The following is a 16,714-nucleotide window of genomic DNA, read 5'->3' as shown; positions in this document are numbered from 1 at the left end:
CCCGGCAGCAGCGCCAGCTGCGCCGCCGCTGAGCCTTTGAAACGCTGAACATTCCGCCGCGCGTTCCACCCGGAAGGCGCGGTTTTTCTTTGCGGAGAGGGGAGAAAAGCGGCGGGACCACCAGTCAACCGTGCGGCTTTGATTCCCGAGGACCTGTATGTACAGGTGGGCGCCAGGTAAACGGACCAGGATCCGGACAGAGCCAGCTCCCTCGGAATTGCTTAAGGCCACCGGAATGCTGCCTGTCACGAGAAGGGCAGAACCCGCCAAGGGCGTAAGTAAGCTGCCCGCGGCCTCATGACAAGGGGCGTGCGGCCGTGTCGCGTCAATTCCGGTTAAATCGGCGGCATTGCAATTTGTTCTCTAATTGTTCACATTCGGGATATGATGGAAGACTTGCAGCCCGGACAGAAACTCGCCCGCGGAGTGTCGCGCTACCTGCGTAGTCTCGGGTATGCGCCTTTGGAGGAATTTGTGCCAGCGCGCGGCCTGCGGGTGGATGTGATGGCGCTGGGCCCCAAGGGCGAGCTCTGGGTGATCGAATGCAAGTCCAGCCGTGCCGATTTTCAATCCGACCGCAAGTGGGAGGGGTACCTGGAATGGTGCGACCGTTATTTCTGGGCGGTGGATATGGAGTTTCCAGCCGAGCTGCTGCCCGATGGCACCGGGCTGATCATTGCCGATCCCTATGATGCCGAGATCATCCGCATGGCACCGGAGGACAAGCTGGCTCCGGCGCGGCGCAAGAAGCTGACGCAGAAGTTTGCGATGGATGCCGCCCGCCGCCTGCAGGTCTTGCGCGATCCGCGCCCGGGTAGGGATGGGCAATTGCTGGGCGGCGATACGGCAGAGGCCTGACACCGGGCAGGGGAAGGCTCCCGCGCCTGCAGGTGCCCCGGCTGCGCCGGAGCCCCTTGGCAGCCTTGGGCCTGGCAGCGCACCTGCGGTGCGCTGCGTGTGGCGGAAAGGTCAGGCGGTAGCGTTCAGCGCCGGCGGCTGATGCAGCAGGGCAATGGGGGCGCCGGGGTCTGTGGCCACGCCGATGGCACCGCCCTGCGCGACGTTTGTGAAGGTGATGCTGCCTCCGGTATCAAACTGCAGCGTCAGGATGTCACCGTCGCGTGTCGCGGTGTAAGCGCTGGCGCCCATTTCCCGCAGCTGCACAACCGCGCTGGCGCCGCTGGCCAGCTCCACCGTATCGTTGCCGTCGCCATGGGCGTATTGAAGCGCTACGGTGCCGCCGCTCAGCTTGAAACGGTCATCTCCGGTGCCGCCGCGCGCGGCCAGGGTTTCGCCAATCTGCAGTTCGATCAGGTCATTGCCTGCGCCGCCATCCACCTGGGCGTAGCCGCTCAGGGCTTGGCGCATTTTCGCTGCGGCAGAGGCGTTCGGATCAAATGCCGCGGCCCCGGCCTCGTGCGGTCCGCGCAAGGCACGCTGTGCGGCGACCGAGATCCTGTCGTCGCCTGCGCCGCCCTTAATGCGCGACACCAGGGTTGCAGCGACCGCAATGCTGTCATTGCCGTCACCAGCCCGCAGCCCGCGCAGAGTGCCCGCCTGAATGGCAATCGCATCGTCACCGCCGCCGGTGCTGATATTGCGGGCATGGCGGGCACGGATCGAGAGCGAGTCCGCATTGGCATAGTGCTCAGGGCGCTGCCGCCGCCCACCTTCAGCGCTGCCCCGCTCGACAGGGCGGGCTGTATCGCGGTCGGTATGGATGCCGCGCACGATACGCCCTTCCAGGGCCAGTGCATCAGCGCCGTCCCCGGTTGCAATCCTTTGGATCGTATCGGCGCGCAATTCCACGGTGTCATCGCCGGACAGATCCGATGGCACGGCCGGCGCCGCCTGCGGTTCCGCCTCTGCAGCCCCGCCAGGCAAGCCGGTGATCAGGATCAGCGCAACCGAGTCCTGCGGCCAGGGCAGCGAGGCCAGCGCTGTGAGCGCCTTGGACATCTCGTAAATGCGTTTCTCGTGATAGGAGGCTTCGAGGCTGGCAGCACTGGCCTCGGTAACCTCAGCTGAAGGCGCAGGGGCGGGCTGCAAGCTGCCCTCTGCCAGGGCAGCTGCCTGCTCGGCCAGCGTCATGCCTCCGGAGGCCGGCTCAGGTTCGGCAGCGACAGGATCCGGTGCCGGTTCCGCCGGAGCACCGCCCAGCTTGACCACCGCCTTTTGAACTTGCGGCTTGTCCCAGCCGTGCGCTGCAGGCGGCAGGCCCTCACGGCCCCGGCGGCCGTGGCCGCCATGCATGGCATCGGCCTCTTTCTGCAGGTCATCCGCGGAAAGCCCCAAGGCCGGGTTGATCCCATCCAGCGTGGCGCTGGCGCCGCTGGTCACGGCGCTCAGCTGCGCCGAAAAGAAGAAGGGGGTTGCTGTATTGCCGATCGGGCTCACCATGTCACTCACTCCACAAACTGGTCGAGCACAAGGGTGAGCCCAGGGGCTTTAGATAGATATAATAGTTAAAATCGCAGTTTCGAAAATTCGCCTAAACAAGGCGGCGCATTTTCAGAGAAGCGGGATTATTTGACGCTGCGCGCAGCCTGGGCTGCGGCACGGATCTCGTCTGCGATCTCTTCTGCTTCTTCCGGATCGAAGTCCATCGGGATCTCGGTGCCGCCGGCTTCGATGAAGATCCGCACCATGCCCTGATCGGTCGGGCCGATTTGCAGGTTTGCCTCGACATCGCGTTCGGTGTTGATACCCATTTTGCACTCCCTAGCCGGTCAGCGGATTGCAGCCGGTGCTAGCCCGCCGCAGGCTGAAAGGCAAGCCGGGTTTGCGTTACACTGATCCCATGACAAATGTGACCCTGCGCCGATTCGCCCCGAGTGACCTGCACTGGCTGGTGGCACGCCACCAGGATCTTTATGCACGTGAAGCGGGGTTTGATGAGAGCTTCGGACCGCTGGTTGCGGATATCCTTCACAGTTTCTGCGCCAGCCACGATCCGGCCTGCGAGCATGGCTGGATGGCGGAAAGCGGCGGTGAGAGGCTGGGCACTGTGTTCTGCATGAAGAAGGATGAGGAAACCGCGCAGCTTCGGCTGTTTCTGCTGACCCCCAAGGCGCGGGGCAAGGGGCTGGGCAAACGGCTCTTGCGCGAATGCATGGATTTCGCCCGTGCAGCAGGCTATCGCGGGATGATGCTGAAGACCCATGAAAGCCACCGCACGGCCTGCGCGCTCTACCAGGCGTTCGGGTGGAAGCTGAGCGGAAGCCGGCCGGTGCACAGCTATGGCCAGGACTTGGTTGAGCAGACGTGGCAGCTGACATTTCAGGCTGCGGAGATCTAGCAGCCCGTTGTGGGGGGTGTTGGGAATTTGAGTTTGTTTGCAAGTGCTTGTGGATAACTTCTGACGTTATGCCGGAGCCCGGGCCTAGGGCTTGCACGGGAAGAAGCGGTGCCGCGGAATTCTGTGATGGAAACGTAAAAAAACCTCTTGCGTGCCCTCGGGACGTGCTATAAATGCCCCCTCAGTGCCGCCTTAGCTCAGTTGGTTAGAGCGCTGGATTGTGGATCCAGAGGTCCCCCGTTCAAGCCGGGGAGGCGGTACCATCTCCCCCGCTTGGAATTCCGAAAACACAGCCGTTATCGCCGCCGCATGCAGATTGTTGCCGCAGCGGATTGCGCGTTCAGGCCTGGGCGGACGCCTGGCATGGGCCGCCGCTTGCTTTGTCAGGCAGCTGCTTCTTGTGCAGGCCAGAAGTGCAAGCGGCTCCGGCTCAGTCCGATGCGCCAGTGGTTGTTGTTGTGGTGGTGGTTCCTGCGCCGCTGTCGTCATCGGCGACCACTACCAGGAACAGAGCCCCGGCAGCGACACCAGCTACGGCGCCGGCCGACAGCCCGGTTGCCGGCAGGCTTTGCCCGGTAACCTGGCTCAGCGCTTCCGCGCCAGGCGCCTGGCAGGTGACTTGCAGGGAGCCGTCCGGCAGGTAACTGGCGGAAACTGGTGTGCCTGCGCCGCAAGCCAGTCTGCGCTGGGCTTCATCAAGCGCAGGGTCCGATGCCTGGCCAAAGGCCGCCTGGCCGGCGAGGGAGAGCGGAATAATCAGGCATGCTCTCTGCAAGATACTGGTATACATGGATAAACAACCTTATGCTTTGGAACAGGTTCAGGTTAGTTAACGTCCGGGCATCGGGCAATACGGCGATACCGCAAAAAGCGCCGTTCCGCGGGATGCCGCTCAGGCACTGAGCGGCTGTCCGCAAGGCAGTCCGGTCTTTTTTGAGGGGTACTGAAATGTTCAATACAGCCATCAAGTGTTTGACTGCAGGGGTTTCTTGCCTGGGGCTGGCCGCAACGCCGGCCTTGGCTCAGGGGCCGGGCGCTATCATTTATACAGTTGTGGTTCCGGCCGGAGAATTCGGTTCGGCAGCCTTCCTTACGGAAATTCTGGGTTCTCTGACGGCGGCCAAAGCCTTTTGCCGCGCCACAGGTGATTCGGCTTTGCAAGTGGATTGCCTCTCCGAACGGCTGGAGACTGCGGCCGCGGATATCCCTCGCGGCACCGACTATGACGAAGTGCGGGGGGTGCTGCAGGATACCTCTGACCGGCTGAAACGGCTGGCCCGCCAAAACCGGGATCCGGGGCGCAGCCGGGTCACCGTGTCCAGTTCAACCAATCCGGCCGAGCGCACCAGCAGGCCGCTCACTCCCGTCAGCGCTGCTGCCCAGGCCGAGGTGAACCGCGAGGCTGTTCTCATTCTGCAGGAAGCCGCTACGATCCTGTTGCGCAGCGCCCAAGCGGCGCAGGAGCGCCAGGAGCAATACGCTCAGATCGCTGAAGCGATTGATTCCAACAAAGTGCTGCTCAGGTCCTGAGCAGCCTTACTGCGGTTTGATCTGAATTTCCTGGCGCAGTTCCCCGCTCTCGCGGTCGAAAATCAGGATGCGGTTGTCCTGGCTGACCACGGCAATCCAGTCGCTGCCCAGCGTGACCGCTTCAGCGGCCACCCCTGCAGGCAGGGTGATTTCCGCGGGCAGGGGGGCATCAGCCGCTTGCAGGCGGATGACAAGCAGCGAGATAATCACTACAAGCCCGCCAATCATCACCACGGTCAGCGTGGTCACCAGCCGCCGCAGAAACCGGATCTGCGGCGGTTCCTGTTGGATTTCGGTCTCGGAAGGATCAGTCATGGGCAGCCGCCGGATTGAGTTTGTCATCGCGGAAAACCCGCCTAAGCGGCTTGATAAAGCGGTTTCGCGCGATGTGCCAGAGGAGGCGTCGCTGTCGCGTACCCGCCTTGCCCGGCTGATCGAGGAAGGTGCGCTGACGGTTGATGGCGCTGTGGTGCAGGATGCCAAGGCCAGGGTTGAAGAGGGCGCACAGATTGCGATTGAGGTTGAGGAAGCCGAAGACAGCCACATTGGGCCCGAGGACATTCCGCTGGAGATCGTTTTTGAGGATGATGACCTGATTGTCATCAACAAGCCTGCCGGCATGGTTGTGCATCCGGCGCCGGGGTCGCCCTCGGGGACGCTGGTGAATGCTCTGCTGCATCATTTCGGCGGCAATCTGTCAGGCGTGGGCGGGGTCAAACGCCCCGGCATCGTGCACCGCATCGACAAGGAGACCAGCGGTTTGCTGGTGGCCGCGAAATCCGACGCTGCCCACCAGGGGCTGGCGTCGCAGTTCGAGAAGCACACGGTTGAACGCTACTATCAGGCCATCTGCTACGGTGTGCCGGATGGCAACGATCCGCGTCTGCGCGGGGTGAAGGGGGCCAGCTTCGAGCCTGGCAATATTCTGAAACTCACCACTCAGCTGGCGCGGCACAAAACCGACCGGCAGAAGCAGGCGGTGCTGTTCCAGGGCGGCCGCCACGCGGTGACCCGCGCCCGCATCTGCGAGGGCTTTGGCAGCCCGGCCTGTGCGGCACTGATCGAATGCTGGCTCGAGACCGGCCGCACCCACCAGATCCGTGTGCATATGGCCCACGCGGGCCACGGGCTGGTGGGCGACCCCACCTACGGCGGCCGCCGCAAGCTGCCCGCCAAGGCGCTGAATGAGGCGGCGCAGGCCGCGGTGCGCGATTTCCCGCGCCAGGCGCTGCACGCGGCGGTGCTGGGGTTTGAGCATCCGATCACTGGAGAAAGCCTGCGGTTTGAGGCGCCGCTGCCTCAGGATATGGCGGATCTGCTGGTTGTCTTGCGCCAGTAAATTACCAGCAAATAAGCGTGTTCTGTCTTGTGATGCAATTCACAGACGAGCCGCGCCGGTCTAACATAGAAGAATTCCTTAAGCGGTCCTTGAAAAGGATTTAGCGCTAACCCATATGCGCTGATGTTAAGTCCTTATACATTTGGGAGGGACACTTTAAATGGCGAATTACGCAAACCTGCCTGCACCGACGCCCGAAGGCGGCCTGAACCGGTATCTCCAGGAAATCCGCAAGTTTCCGCTGCTGGAGCCGGAAGAAGAATACATGCTGGCCAAGCGCTGGGTCGAGGAGCAGGACGCACAGTCCGCGCATAAGATGGTGACCTCCCATCTGCGGCTCGCGGCCAAGATCGCCATGGGCTACCGCGGCTATGGCTTGCCGCAGGCCGAAGTGATCTCCGAGGCCAATGTCGGCCTGATGCAGGCGGTGAAACGCTTTGATCCCGAAAAAGGCTTCCGTCTGGCGACCTATGCCATGTGGTGGATCCGCGCCTCGATCCAGGAGTACATCCTGCGGTCCTGGTCGCTGGTGAAACTGGGCACCACCTCGGCGCAGAAGAAGCTGTTCTTCAACCTGCGCAAGGCAAAAGCCCGTATCGGCGCGCTGGAAGAGGGCGACCTGCGCCCCGAGAACGTCAAGCGGATCGCAACTGACCTTGGTGTGACCGAAGACGAGGTGATTTCGATGAACCGCCGCATGTCCGGCGGCGATGCCTCGCTGAACGCCACGGTCGGCTCTGAGGGCGAAGGCACCATGCAGTGGCAGGACTGGCTGGAGGATGAAGATGCCGACCAGGCCGGCGATTACGAGGCCCGGGACGAACTGGAGGCCCGCCGTGAGCTGCTGACCGCCGCGCTGGATGTGCTGAACGACCGCGAGAAGGACATTCTGACCCAGCGCCGTCTGATGGACCAGGCGGTGACGCTTGAGGAACTGAGTACGCAATACAACGTCAGCCGCGAGCGAATCCGCCAGATTGAGGTGCGCGCGTTTGAAAAGCTGCAGAAGAAGATGCGCGAACTGGCGATGGAAAAAGGCATGCTGTCCGGCGCTTGATCCCCGCGCAATCAGACAGAGCAAAGGCGGTGCATTGCACCGCCTTTTTTATGCGCGAAGCCTGCCGGGCAGGCAGTGATGCTGGCTTTACGGCACTGGCTCAGACCATTTGTTTCGCGCGCGAAACAAATGGGTCAGATTTGCTGACCTGAAAGGCTGGCGGATGCTGGCTGTGAACCTGTCTGGCCCGGGGCCTGGCAAAAAGCTGGGTTCGCGGCTGGATAGGTAGCTGGCAGAAATGCTGGCACGGTCACTTAGCGCGGCTGGCTGAAATCACTCTGGTTGCTGGCGGAGCTTGCTGTCTGGCTGTCCCGAAGGATGGCTGGAGCGCTGGCTGCTTGCGGCCTGGTGATTCTGGCTTGCTTGCAATTTCTGTATTCTGTTTATGCGAGCTGCCGGCCTCGGTCAATGGAAAATGCAATAAAATCAAATAGTTGATAGATTTACTCGGAAATTGCCGGGGCGCCGGGCTGGCCAGGGCGCGTCCCTGCGCTTAAACTCATCTCTCTGGCATAGGAGGAGGAGCCATGGCAGGCGGCTGGGCGCAGGACGGCGCAGTGAATGAGCAGATCGAAGCGTCGATCAATGATGAGCTGGCGCGGATGAAGGCGCAGAAGCGCCCGGTGGGCGAAAGCCTCACCCATTGCGCCGAATGCGAAGAGCCAATTCCAGAAAAGCGCCGTACAGCTCTGCCCGGTGTCAAGCTCTGCATCGACTGCCAGCAGGAGCGTGACGGCGCACAGCAGATGCGGGGCGGCATCAACCGGCGCGGTTCCAAGGACAGTCAGCTGAAATAACGGCCGGCGAAGCCTGCACCTCTGAAACATCTTCCCCGCGCCCTGTGCCGGTGATATATCGCGAACGGGCTCACAGGCGATGGCGTCGCCGGAGAGCGGTTTGCTCTCGCCCTTCACCCACGCTCCTGTACGCCGGGACTTTCAATCGGGAGATTGAAGGCCCCGCCTTGTCTCCCCGGACAAAGGAGGCATCCATGGCCTGGTCGCCTGAAAAAACCGAAGTCAAAAGCTGGAATGAATGGGATACGCTGCGCCATGTGATCGTGGGCCGCGCCGATGATTGCCACATCCCGCCGGAAGAGCCCGCGCTGGATGCCAAGGTGCCGGAAGACAGCGACATGCGCGGCCAGTGGGGGCGCCGCCCGCAGGAAACCATTGATCGCGCCAATGAGCTCTTGGACAATTTTGCCAGCCAGCTGCGCACCCGCGGCATCCGCGTTGACCGCCCGGTCTCCATCGATCATTCGCAGCCGGTGACCACCCCGGACTTCCACACTGACAGCCAGTTCGGCTGTATGCCGCCGCGCGATGTGCTGCTGACCGTCGGCCATGAGATGCTGGAAGCCACCATGTCCTACCGCTGCCGCTGGTTCGAATACCTGAACTACCGGCCGCTGCTGAAGCAGTATTGGGAAGAGGATCCGAACTTCCGCCACGAGGCGGCGCCCAAGCCACGCCTCACGGACGCGGATTACCACCCGGATTACCTCAGCGACAAAATCGGCGTCGCCAAGCGGCTTGAGTGGGCGGCCGAGAAGTTCTTTGTCACCACCGAGGAAGAGCCGCTGTTTGACGCCGCCGATGTGCTGCGCTTCGGCAAGGATCTGGTGGTTCAGCACGGCTTCACCACCAACCTCAAAGGCATCGAGTGGCTGCGCCGCCACTTCCCGGATCACCGGGTGCACACGGTGAACTTCCCGGGCGACCCGTACCCGATCCACATCGACGCGACCTTTACCCCATTGCGTCCGGGCCTGATCCTGAACAACCCGCAGCGCCGCCTGCCGGATGAGCAGCGCGACATGTTCAACAAAAACGGCTGGGAAATCGTCGACGCGGCGCAGCCCGCCCACAACACCCCGCCGCCGCTGTGCTATTCCTCCACCTGGCTCAGCATGAACGTCTTGGTGCTGGATCCGAAAACCGTCTGCGTCGAGAAGTCCGAGGTCTATCAGGCCGAACAGATGGACAAGCTGGGCATGGAGGTGGTCGAGGTCGAGCTGCGCGACGCCTATGCCTTTGGCGGCGGCCTGCACTGCTGCACCGCGGACGTTTACCGTGACGGGGAGTGCGAGGACTACTTCCCGAAGCAGTAAGCCCGGGGCCTCCCGGAAAACTGGCGGCCTGCAGCTTTGCTGCGGGCTGCTAACCCAAGTCCATACGCAGAATATGCTGCGGACCGGCTATGCCGTGCGGATGAATATCGCCGCTGTCGTCAAATCCGCCTTTCAAATAGCACCGGATCGCGGCGGGGTTTTGAAAATTGACTGTCAGCACCACAGCGTCACGATCCGGATACTGGTCCCGAAGATAGGAACCCAGAGCGGCTACAGCTGCTGTGGCAAAGCCTTTGCCTTGCTGATTACGGTCGATCATGAAGGCGCGCAGGCCCAGTTCGGTTGCCCGGGCAAAGCCGTAGCTTTCATGGTACTTCCGGTCGATCTTGAAAAAACCGATGACCTCGCCGCTGGCAAGGATGGCGTGAAAGTCCACGCCGTCCTCATTGTCTTCAAAAGCCTGCGCCACGGTACCGGAAAAGCGGACCTGATCCGGCTCCACCTCGACGCCGGCAACCAGATCGAATTCATCACGGGAAACCGGGCGCAGGGAGAGAGGCATCAGTCCTCCATCGCTTCCAGTTCGTCAATGAAGCCGGAGATCATCGAAAGGCCCTTGTCCCAGAATTTGGGGTCCGAGGCATCGAGGCCGAAGGGCGCCAGCAGTTCCTTGTGGTGTTTGGAGCCGCCTGCCTTGAGCATCTCGAAATACTTGTCCTCGAAGCCCTCGCCGCCTTCGGCATAAACCGAGTAGAGCGCGTTCACGAGACCGTCGCCGAAGGCATAGGCGTAGACGTAGAAGGGCGAATGCACGAAGTGGGGGATATAGGCCCAGAAGGTCTCGTAGCCTTCCATGTACTCGAAGGCTTCGCCCAGAGACTCGGCCTGCACCGACATCCAGATGGCGTTGATGTCATCCGGGGTCAGCTCGCCCTCGGAGCGGGCGGCGTGCAGTTTGCATTCGAAGTCGTAGAAAGCGATCTGGCGCACCACCGTGTTGATCATGTCCTCGACCTTGCCGGCCAAGAGCACCTTGCGCTGCTCCTTGGTTTCAGCCTTGTCGAGCATCTTGCGGAAGGTCAGCATTTCGCCAAACACGGAGGCGGTTTCCGCAAGGGTCAGCGGGGTGGAGGAGAGCATCTCGCCCTGTTCTGCCGCCAGCACCTGATGCACGCCATGGCCCAGCTCGTGCGCGAGGGTCATCACGTCGCGCGGTTTGCCCAGGTAGTTGAGCATCACATAGGGATGCACATTGGTGACGGTCGGATGGGCAAAGGCGCCCGGCGCCTTGCCGGGCTTCACGCCTGCGTCGATCCAGCCGTCGGAGAAGAACGGTGCGGCGATTTCGCCCATGCGCGGATCAAAGGCGTTATAGGCGTCCATCACCGTCTTTTCGGCGTCTGCCCAGCTGACCACCGAGGTGTCTTCCAGCGGCAGCGGCGCGTTGCGGTCCCAGACCTGCATCACATCCAGCCCCAGCCATTTGCGCTTCAGCTCGTAATAGCGGTGCGAGAGCTTGGGGTAGGCGGCCACCACGGCTTCGCGCAGCGCCTCGACCACCTCGGGCTCCACATCGTTGGACAGGTGGCGGCCGGTCTGGGCGCTGGGCATGCCGCGCCAGCGGTCGATGATTTCCTTTTCCTTGGCTTGCGTGTTGTGGACGCGGGCAAAGGTCTTGATGTTCTCGGCAAAGACACGCGCCAGCTCGCGCGCGGCTGCCTCGCGTTTGCTGCGGTCCTGCTCGGTCAGCAGGTTCAGGGTGCCTTCGATATTCAGCTCTTCGCCGTGCACGGTGAAGGTCAGGCCGGCGATGGTCTCGTCAAACAGCTTCTCCCAGGCGTCGCCGACGATGCCAAGGTCGTGCATGAACTTCTCCAATTCGTCCGACAGCTGATAGGGCTTCATCGCGCGGATGCGGCGGAACACGCTGTCATAGCGGGCAAGTTCCGCATTGGCGGCCAGATGCGCCTGCATGGCGTCATCTTCGATCCGGTTCAGTTCCAGCGTGAAGAACACCAGCGGGGTGGTGGCGATGGTGACCTTCTCCTGGCAGTTGGACAGGAAGGCTGCGCGGTCTGAGTCCGTGGTCAGCTGGTAATACCGCAGGCCGGCAAAAGACATTACCCGGCCGGCGATGTTATTGATCTTCTCGTTGCGCTGAACGCAATTCAGCAGGCCGTCCGCATCCAGATCCGACAGCTTGCCCTCATAGTCGGCGGCAAAGGCGGCGCATTCCTGTTCCAGCCAGTCCAGATCGCGGGCCAGTTCGGGGGCGTCCTCAGACGCGTAGAGATCGCTGAGGTCCCATTCCGGCAGATTGCCAAGGCCATCGGAACCGGCAGAGGCGTTTGCATCGCGGACGGGGAAGGGAAGCTGGAACATGGGGGCTCCTGTCATGAGAAATGCTTTGACCCAACATCTAAGCGGCGCCTTGCGGGATCACAAGCAGCCGGGAGCGGATCATCCGAAGATCAGCGGGAGTTTAATGCAAAGCGGGTAAGGGGCAGGTAAATTCGCCGTGCCGGGCGGCGGCAACGGGGCTTAGCCGCTGTGCTGCTCAAACAGGCTGCACATGCGGGAGAACACATGGGCGCGGATTTCAGGCGTCTCCATCATCACTTCATGCTGGCCGCCTTTGACCACGTCCAGCTCGCCGCCCGGCCACCGGTTCATGCGCTCGCGGATGGCATCAGAGTTGACGATCTGCTCATCCGAGCCAAGGAAGGTGATGCAGGGCAGGGCAGGTGAAGGCTGTTCTGCCAGCCAGGCGCATTCCTGCAGGCTGACGCGCAGCCATTGGATGGTGGGGCCGCCGAGCGCCAGATCGGGCTGTGCCGCGAGCTGGGCATGCATCATCATGTACATCTCCGCATCCGTGGTCAGCGTGTTGCCCTCAAACGGGGTGATCTGCACATACTGCTCCAGCGCCGTGGTCGGCAGCAGCATTTCGTCAAGCCGCAGATAAGGTGCGATGCTGCCCAGGAAGCTTGCGAAGGGGCGCAGCAGGGCGGGGATCTGAATGCCCCACATCGGGCCGGTAAAGCAGCAGGCCTTGACGTCCAGCCCTTGCATCGCTGCCCGCAAGCCAATGGCTCCGCCCATGGAGTGGCCGGTCAGGAACCACGGCCTGGGCAGTTCAAGCTGTTCTGCCAGCCGGATGAGCGCCTCAACGTCTTTCTGGAAATCGGTGAACTCCCCGACGTGGCCCAGCCGGCGCTCCTCCAGCATCCGGTCGGCCAGTCCCTGGCCGCGCCAGTCGACGGTGAGGGTGGCAAAGCCCCGGGAGGCGAATTCACCTGCTGCAGGCCCGTATTTCTCAATGTATTCAGTCCGTCCGGGAAACAGCAGGACCGTGCCCTTGGCCTCCCCTTCGGGGCGCCAGTGGCCCGCGCGGATGCGCAGGCCGTCTGATGTCTGCACCCAATGGGCCGCCCCGCCGGCCGGGCCTTGCGCAATGTCCGCAAACAGCGGCGCAGGCTGAGGGTCCATCGGGGCGCCGTCCATCAGGCCAGGACCGACGCGAGTTTCATCGCGGTGCCCATGTCGCCATCCACCGACAGCTTGCCGGACATGAAGGCAGACGTCGGGTTCAGATCGCCTTCAAGGATCGACTGGAAGGTGTCAGCGTCTGCTTTCAGCGTCACATCCGCCTCTTCATCGCTGACCCGCACACCGTCGGAGTCGAGCACAATGGCACCCAGCCCCTCGATCTCGAACTTCGCAGAGGCGTCGAACGCGCCTGCCTCCAGTTTTGCGCCCAGTGCCTCAGCCGCCTGTGCCAGAATATCGCTCATATCAGGTCCTCAATCGGTTTTGCGCGCTTATAGCACAAAGCTGTGAAATATCTGCAGCCAATACTGGAAAAAGCAGCGCGCGGGATTACACTGGGGGCATCATGATGGCAAATCACCCAAAGCTCAAAGCTATCGTGGCGGCAACGGCGGCCACAGTCATGTTTTCCCTGCCTGGGCAGGTTTTTGCGCAAGTTTTGTCTGCTGAAACCCTGTTGCAGGATCTGGCTTTGTCGGAACCTGCCGAGGCTGCGTCGATTGACCGCGAGCTGCAGGCGCTGTGGGCCAAGAGCGGCTCGCCGTCGATGGATCTGCTGCTCCGGCGCGGCACAGATGCGATGGAGCGCGGCGATTTGCAGGCTGCAGCGGAGCATCTGACCGCGCTGACCGATCACGCGCCGGATTTTGCCCGCGGCTGGTATGAGCGCGCGCGCACCTATTTCGCAATGGGGCTCTACGGCCCCTCCGTTGCCGACCTGGAACGTTCCTTGGCCTTGAACCCCAATGACTACAACGCCATCTATGCGCTGGGCGTGCTGTGGGAGCATTTCCGGAACCCTGAACGGGCCTACCTGGCCTACCAGCGTGCCAAGGCTATACATCCGAACCACGAGGAAGTAAGCAGCGCCCTCGAACGATTGAAGCCCTTGGCTGAGGGCAAGGAACTGTAAGCCCCACCGGGGCGGGGGCGGAAATCATGGCAAGCGCATCGCGGATCGTGGCCGTTCTGGGCCCGACCAATACCGGCAAAACCCATTATGCCATCGAACGGATGCTGGGTTACCGCACCGGGGTCATGGGCTTCCCGCTGCGCCTCTTGGCGCGCGAGGTCTATGACAAGGTGGTGGCCGCCCGCGGCCCCTCGGTGGTGGCGCTGGTTACCGGCGAAGAGCGCATTGTGCCGCCGCGGGCGCAGTACTGGATCTGCACGGTGGAGGCGATGCCCGAGGGCATGGGCTGCGATTTCCTGGCCATTGACGAGATCCAGCTCTGTGCCGACCCGGAACGCGGCCATGTCTTCACCGACCGCCTGCTGCGTGCCAGGGGCACTTCGGAGACCTTGTTCCTGGGTGCGGACACCATGCGCGGGCCGATCTCGGCACTGGTGCCAGGTGTTGAATTCGTCCGTCGCGAGCGGATGTCCGATTTGGCCTATGCGGGTTCGAAAAAGATAAGCCGGATGCCGCCCCGTACGGCAATCGTCGGGTTTTCGGTTGATAATGTCTATGCAATTGCCGAGCTGATCCGCCGCCAAAAAGGCGGTGCAGCGGTGGTGATGGGCGCGCTCAGCCCGCGGACCCGCAATGCGCAGGTGGCGCTCTACCAGAACGGTGAAGTGGATTACCTGGTGGCCACCGATGCGATCGGCATGGGGCTCAATCTCGACATCGACCATGTGGCGTTTTCCTCCACCACCAAGTTCGACGGCCGCCGGATGCGTGAGCTGGCGCCCAATGAGCTGGCCCAGATCGCAGGCCGTGCGGGCCGGGGCATGAGCCACGGCACTTTTGGTGTCACTGGCGATGCGCGCCCGCTGGACGAAGGCACGGCCTCGGCGATCATGAATCACCAGTTCACGCCGCTGAAGAAACTCAACTGGCGCTCGGCCGAACTGCAGTTTGGCACGGTTGAGGCTCTGATCCATTCACTCGAATCAAGCCCTTCGAACGAGAACCTGATCAAGGCGCGCGAGGCGGATGACCTGGGCGCGCTGAAAATGCTGTCGCGCGAATCCGCCGTGATTTCGCGCACCACCAATGCGCAATCAGTGAAACTGCTGTGGGATGTTTGCCGGATTCCCGACTTCCGCGGCATCTCCCACGGCGAACATGCCTCGCTTTTGGGCGTGATTTTCGAGCATTTGCACGGCGGCGGCGTGGTGCCGGACGACTGGCTGGCTCGCCAGATCAAGCGAATTGACCGCACCGACGGCAACATCGACACATTGTCGAAAAGATTGGCATTTATCCGCACGTGGACTTATGTCGCGCAAAGGAATGGCTGGCTTCGTGACGAAAGCCATTGGCGCGGGGAGACGCGCGCTGTAGAAGACAGGCTGTCGGATGCTCTGCACGAGCGTTTGACTCAGAGATTTGTGGACCGGCGCACGTCTGTGCTGCTGCGCCGGCTCAAGCAGAAGGAGGCCCTTTTGGCCGAAGTGAATGACAAGGGTGAAGTGACGGTCGAAGGAGAATTCGTCGGCCGTCTCGAGGGGTTCCGGTTCAGCCCGGACAAGAGCGCGCAAGGCACCGAGGCAAAGGCCCTCAAGGCGGCCTCGCTGCAGGCTTTGGCGCCGCAATTCCATCTGCGTGCGGACCGGTTCTACAACGCGCCCGATACCGAGATCGATTTTACCGAGCAAGGCGGCCTGATGTGGGGCGAGCATGCGGTGGGCAAGCTGGTTGCCGGCGCGGATGCGCTGAACCCGCAGATCGAGGTGTTTGTGGATGACGCCGCAGGCCCGGATGTTGCCCAGAAGGTCGAACGCCGCCTTCTGCATTTCATCACCCGCAAGATCAACGCGCTGTTCGAGCCGCTATTGAACCTGCAGAAAGATGAAGAGCTGACCGGCCTGGCCCGCGGCTTTGCCTTCCGTATGGTTGAAAACCTCGGCGTGCTACCGCGCGCAGGCGTGATGCAGGAAGTCAAGGACCTGGACCAGGACGCCCGCGGCGCGCTGCGCAAGCATGGCATCCGCTTCGGTCAGTTCACCATCTTCATGCCGCTCTTGCTGAAGCCCGCGCCGACCCGTCTGCGCCTGGTGCTGTGGTCGCTGGCCAACGGTCTGCAGGACTTCCCCGAGGCACCGCCTCCGGGCCTGGTCACCGTGCCGTCGATCAAGGACGCGCCCGAGGGGTATGACACCATGTCCGGCTATCGCGCGGCCGGCGAGCGGATGATCCGCATCGACATGCTGGAGCGCCTGGCTGACATGCTGCGCGCCGAAGACAGCCGCGGCGGCTTTGAAGCCAAGGCCGACATGCTGTCGATCACCGGCATGACGCTGGAGCAGTTTGCCGATCTGATGCAGGGCCTGGGCTACAAGGCCGAGAAGGGCGAGCGCGAGAAGGTGAAGCCGGCTGCGGCTGAGCCGGAAGCAAAGCCTGCCGAGGCTGCCGCAGAGGAAGCACCTGCAGCAGAAGAGGCTGCTGCAGAAGCGCCTGCGGCGGAAGAGGCTGCGGCAGAAGCACCTGCAGCGGAAGCTGCTGCAGAAGCACCTGCTGAAGAAGCCGCTGCCGAAGCGCCGGCGGCTGAGGCGGAAGCGGCACCTGCGGAAGAAGCTGCAGAGGCCAAAGCCGAAGCCCCCGCTGACGCGGAGCCGGAGGTTGAGGTCTTCTACACCTTCACCTGGGGCGGCAACCGCGGCGGACGCCAGGGCGGCGGCCAGCGCCAGCAGAACCGCCGTCCGCAGGGCGACGGCAAGCCTGGCGGCAAAGGCAAGCCGCGCGGTGCCAAGGCCGGCGACCGCGAGGGCGGCCGCGGCAAACCGGGCCGCAAGGGCGGTCCGCGCCAGGACCAGGGGGCCAAGACCTATTCCTCGCGCCCGCCCAAGAAGGAAAAGCAGATCGACCCGGACAACCCCTTCGCAGCTGCGCTGATGGGGCTGAAACAGGGCGACTGACCC

At 62.7% G+C, this 16,714-nt stretch carries 17 protein-coding genes and 1 tRNA gene; 10 read left to right on the top strand and 8 right to left on the bottom strand.

Annotation, left to right across the window (positions count from 1 at the left end):
- Window positions 1-384: 384 nt before the first annotated feature.
- Entirely contained in the window at window positions 385-858 is a 474-nt protein-coding gene (locus RA20_RS13300) for an MmcB family DNA repair protein (protein WP_039129476.1), read from the top strand.
- 111 nt (window positions 859-969) lie between these two features.
- Here RA20_RS13300 and RA20_RS13295 read toward each other — a convergent pair whose 3' ends face one another.
- Entirely contained in the window at window positions 970-2,400 is a 1,431-nt protein-coding gene (locus RA20_RS13295) for a hypothetical protein (RefSeq protein ID WP_039129473.1), read from the bottom strand.
- 125 nt (window positions 2,401-2,525) lie between these two features.
- A complete protein-coding gene (locus RA20_RS13290) occupies window positions 2,526-2,711 on the bottom strand; it encodes a DUF6324 family protein (protein ID WP_039129471.1) in 186 nt (61 codons plus the stop codon).
- A gap of 89 nt (window positions 2,712-2,800) precedes the next feature.
- Between RA20_RS13290 and RA20_RS13285 the strand changes: the two genes are divergently transcribed.
- Complete coding sequence (locus RA20_RS13285) at window positions 2,801-3,298, top strand: GNAT family N-acetyltransferase (protein ID WP_039129469.1); 498 nt, start codon at window positions 2,801-2,803, stop codon at window positions 3,296-3,298.
- A gap of 186 nt (window positions 3,299-3,484) precedes the next feature.
- A tRNA-His gene (locus RA20_RS13280) sits at window positions 3,485-3,561 on the top strand.
- Between the two features lie 167 nt (window positions 3,562-3,728).
- Here RA20_RS13280 and RA20_RS13275 read toward each other — a convergent pair.
- On the bottom strand, window positions 3,729-4,088 hold the full coding sequence (locus RA20_RS13275) for a hypothetical protein (RefSeq protein WP_039129466.1): 360 nt from the start codon (window positions 4,086-4,088) through the stop codon (window positions 3,729-3,731).
- Window positions 4,089-4,453: 365 nt separating this feature from the next.
- On the opposite strand from RA20_RS13275, the gene RA20_RS26160 reads away from it, so the two are divergent.
- Window positions 4,454-4,828, top strand: coding sequence for a hypothetical protein (locus RA20_RS26160; RefSeq protein WP_241482254.1), 375 nt, complete (start codon window positions 4,454-4,456; stop codon window positions 4,826-4,828).
- A 6-nt stretch (window positions 4,829-4,834) separates the two neighbouring features.
- On the opposite strand, the gene RA20_RS13265 is transcribed toward RA20_RS26160, so the two are convergent.
- Window positions 4,835-5,143, bottom strand: a complete 309-nt coding sequence (locus RA20_RS13265) for a DUF6476 family protein (protein ID WP_039129460.1) — start codon at window positions 5,141-5,143, stop codon at window positions 4,835-4,837.
- Here RA20_RS13265 and RA20_RS13260 point away from each other — a divergent pair.
- From RA20_RS13260 to RA20_RS13245, 4 genes are all read left to right on the top strand, one after another.
- Window positions 5,142-6,167 (top strand): RluA family pseudouridine synthase, encoded by a 1,026-nt coding sequence (locus RA20_RS13260; RefSeq protein WP_039129457.1) that lies wholly within the window; start codon window positions 5,142-5,144, stop codon window positions 6,165-6,167. The genes RA20_RS13265 and RA20_RS13260 overlap by 2 nt on opposite strands.
- A gap of 160 nt (window positions 6,168-6,327) precedes the next feature.
- A complete protein-coding gene (gene rpoH / locus RA20_RS13255; RefSeq protein WP_039129455.1) occupies window positions 6,328-7,224 on the top strand; it encodes an RNA polymerase sigma factor RpoH in 897 nt (298 codons plus the stop codon).
- A gap of 527 nt (window positions 7,225-7,751) precedes the next feature.
- Window positions 7,752-8,021: a DksA/TraR family C4-type zinc finger protein gene (locus tag RA20_RS13250; protein ID WP_039129453.1), complete on the top strand. Its 270-nt coding sequence runs from the start codon at window positions 7,752-7,754 to the stop codon at window positions 8,019-8,021.
- 194 nt (window positions 8,022-8,215) lie between these two features.
- On the top strand, window positions 8,216-9,337 hold the full coding sequence (locus tag RA20_RS13245; RefSeq protein ID WP_039129450.1) for a serine/threonine protein kinase: 1,122 nt from the start codon (window positions 8,216-8,218) through the stop codon (window positions 9,335-9,337).
- A gap of 49 nt (window positions 9,338-9,386) precedes the next feature.
- Here the strand turns inward: RA20_RS13245 and RA20_RS13240 are convergent, their stop codons facing one another.
- The 4 genes from RA20_RS13240 to RA20_RS13225 form a co-directional block, all read right to left on the bottom strand.
- Window positions 9,387-9,860 carry a GNAT family N-acetyltransferase gene (locus RA20_RS13240; protein ID WP_039129448.1) on the bottom strand — a complete coding sequence of 158 codons (474 nt, stop codon included), beginning with the start codon at window positions 9,858-9,860 and terminating at the stop codon, window positions 9,387-9,389.
- On the bottom strand, window positions 9,860-11,680 hold the full coding sequence (locus RA20_RS13235; protein WP_039129445.1) for a M3 family oligoendopeptidase: 1,821 nt from the start codon (window positions 11,678-11,680) through the stop codon (window positions 9,860-9,862). Before RA20_RS13235 ends, RA20_RS13240 begins: the two co-directional genes overlap by 1 nt.
- A gap of 159 nt (window positions 11,681-11,839) precedes the next feature.
- Entirely contained in the window at window positions 11,840-12,802 is a 963-nt protein-coding gene (locus RA20_RS13230; protein WP_039129442.1) for an alpha/beta hydrolase, read from the bottom strand.
- Entirely contained in the window at window positions 12,802-13,092 is a 291-nt protein-coding gene (locus tag RA20_RS13225; protein WP_039129439.1) for an SCP2 sterol-binding domain-containing protein, read from the bottom strand. The genes RA20_RS13230 and RA20_RS13225 overlap by 1 nt, the downstream gene beginning before the upstream one ends.
- Before the next feature lie 101 nt (window positions 13,093-13,193).
- Between RA20_RS13225 and RA20_RS13220 the strand changes: the two genes are divergently transcribed.
- Together RA20_RS13220 and RA20_RS13215 are read left to right on the top strand one after the other, a co-directional pair.
- Window positions 13,194-13,760 (top strand): tetratricopeptide repeat protein, encoded by a 567-nt coding sequence (locus RA20_RS13220; protein ID WP_039129436.1) that lies wholly within the window; start codon window positions 13,194-13,196, stop codon window positions 13,758-13,760.
- Between the two features lie 26 nt (window positions 13,761-13,786).
- Window positions 13,787-16,711 (top strand): helicase-related protein, encoded by a 2,925-nt coding sequence (locus RA20_RS13215; RefSeq protein WP_039129434.1) that lies wholly within the window; start codon window positions 13,787-13,789, stop codon window positions 16,709-16,711.
- Window positions 16,712-16,714: the final 3 nt, after the last annotated feature.

This window comes from Leisingera sp. ANG-Vp (genome assembly GCF_000813725.1).
Classification (GTDB): Bacteria; Pseudomonadota; Alphaproteobacteria; order Rhodobacterales; family Rhodobacteraceae; genus Leisingera.
Note: the sequence above shows the minus strand (reverse complement) of the source record. Positions and strands in the feature narration are given on the sequence as shown.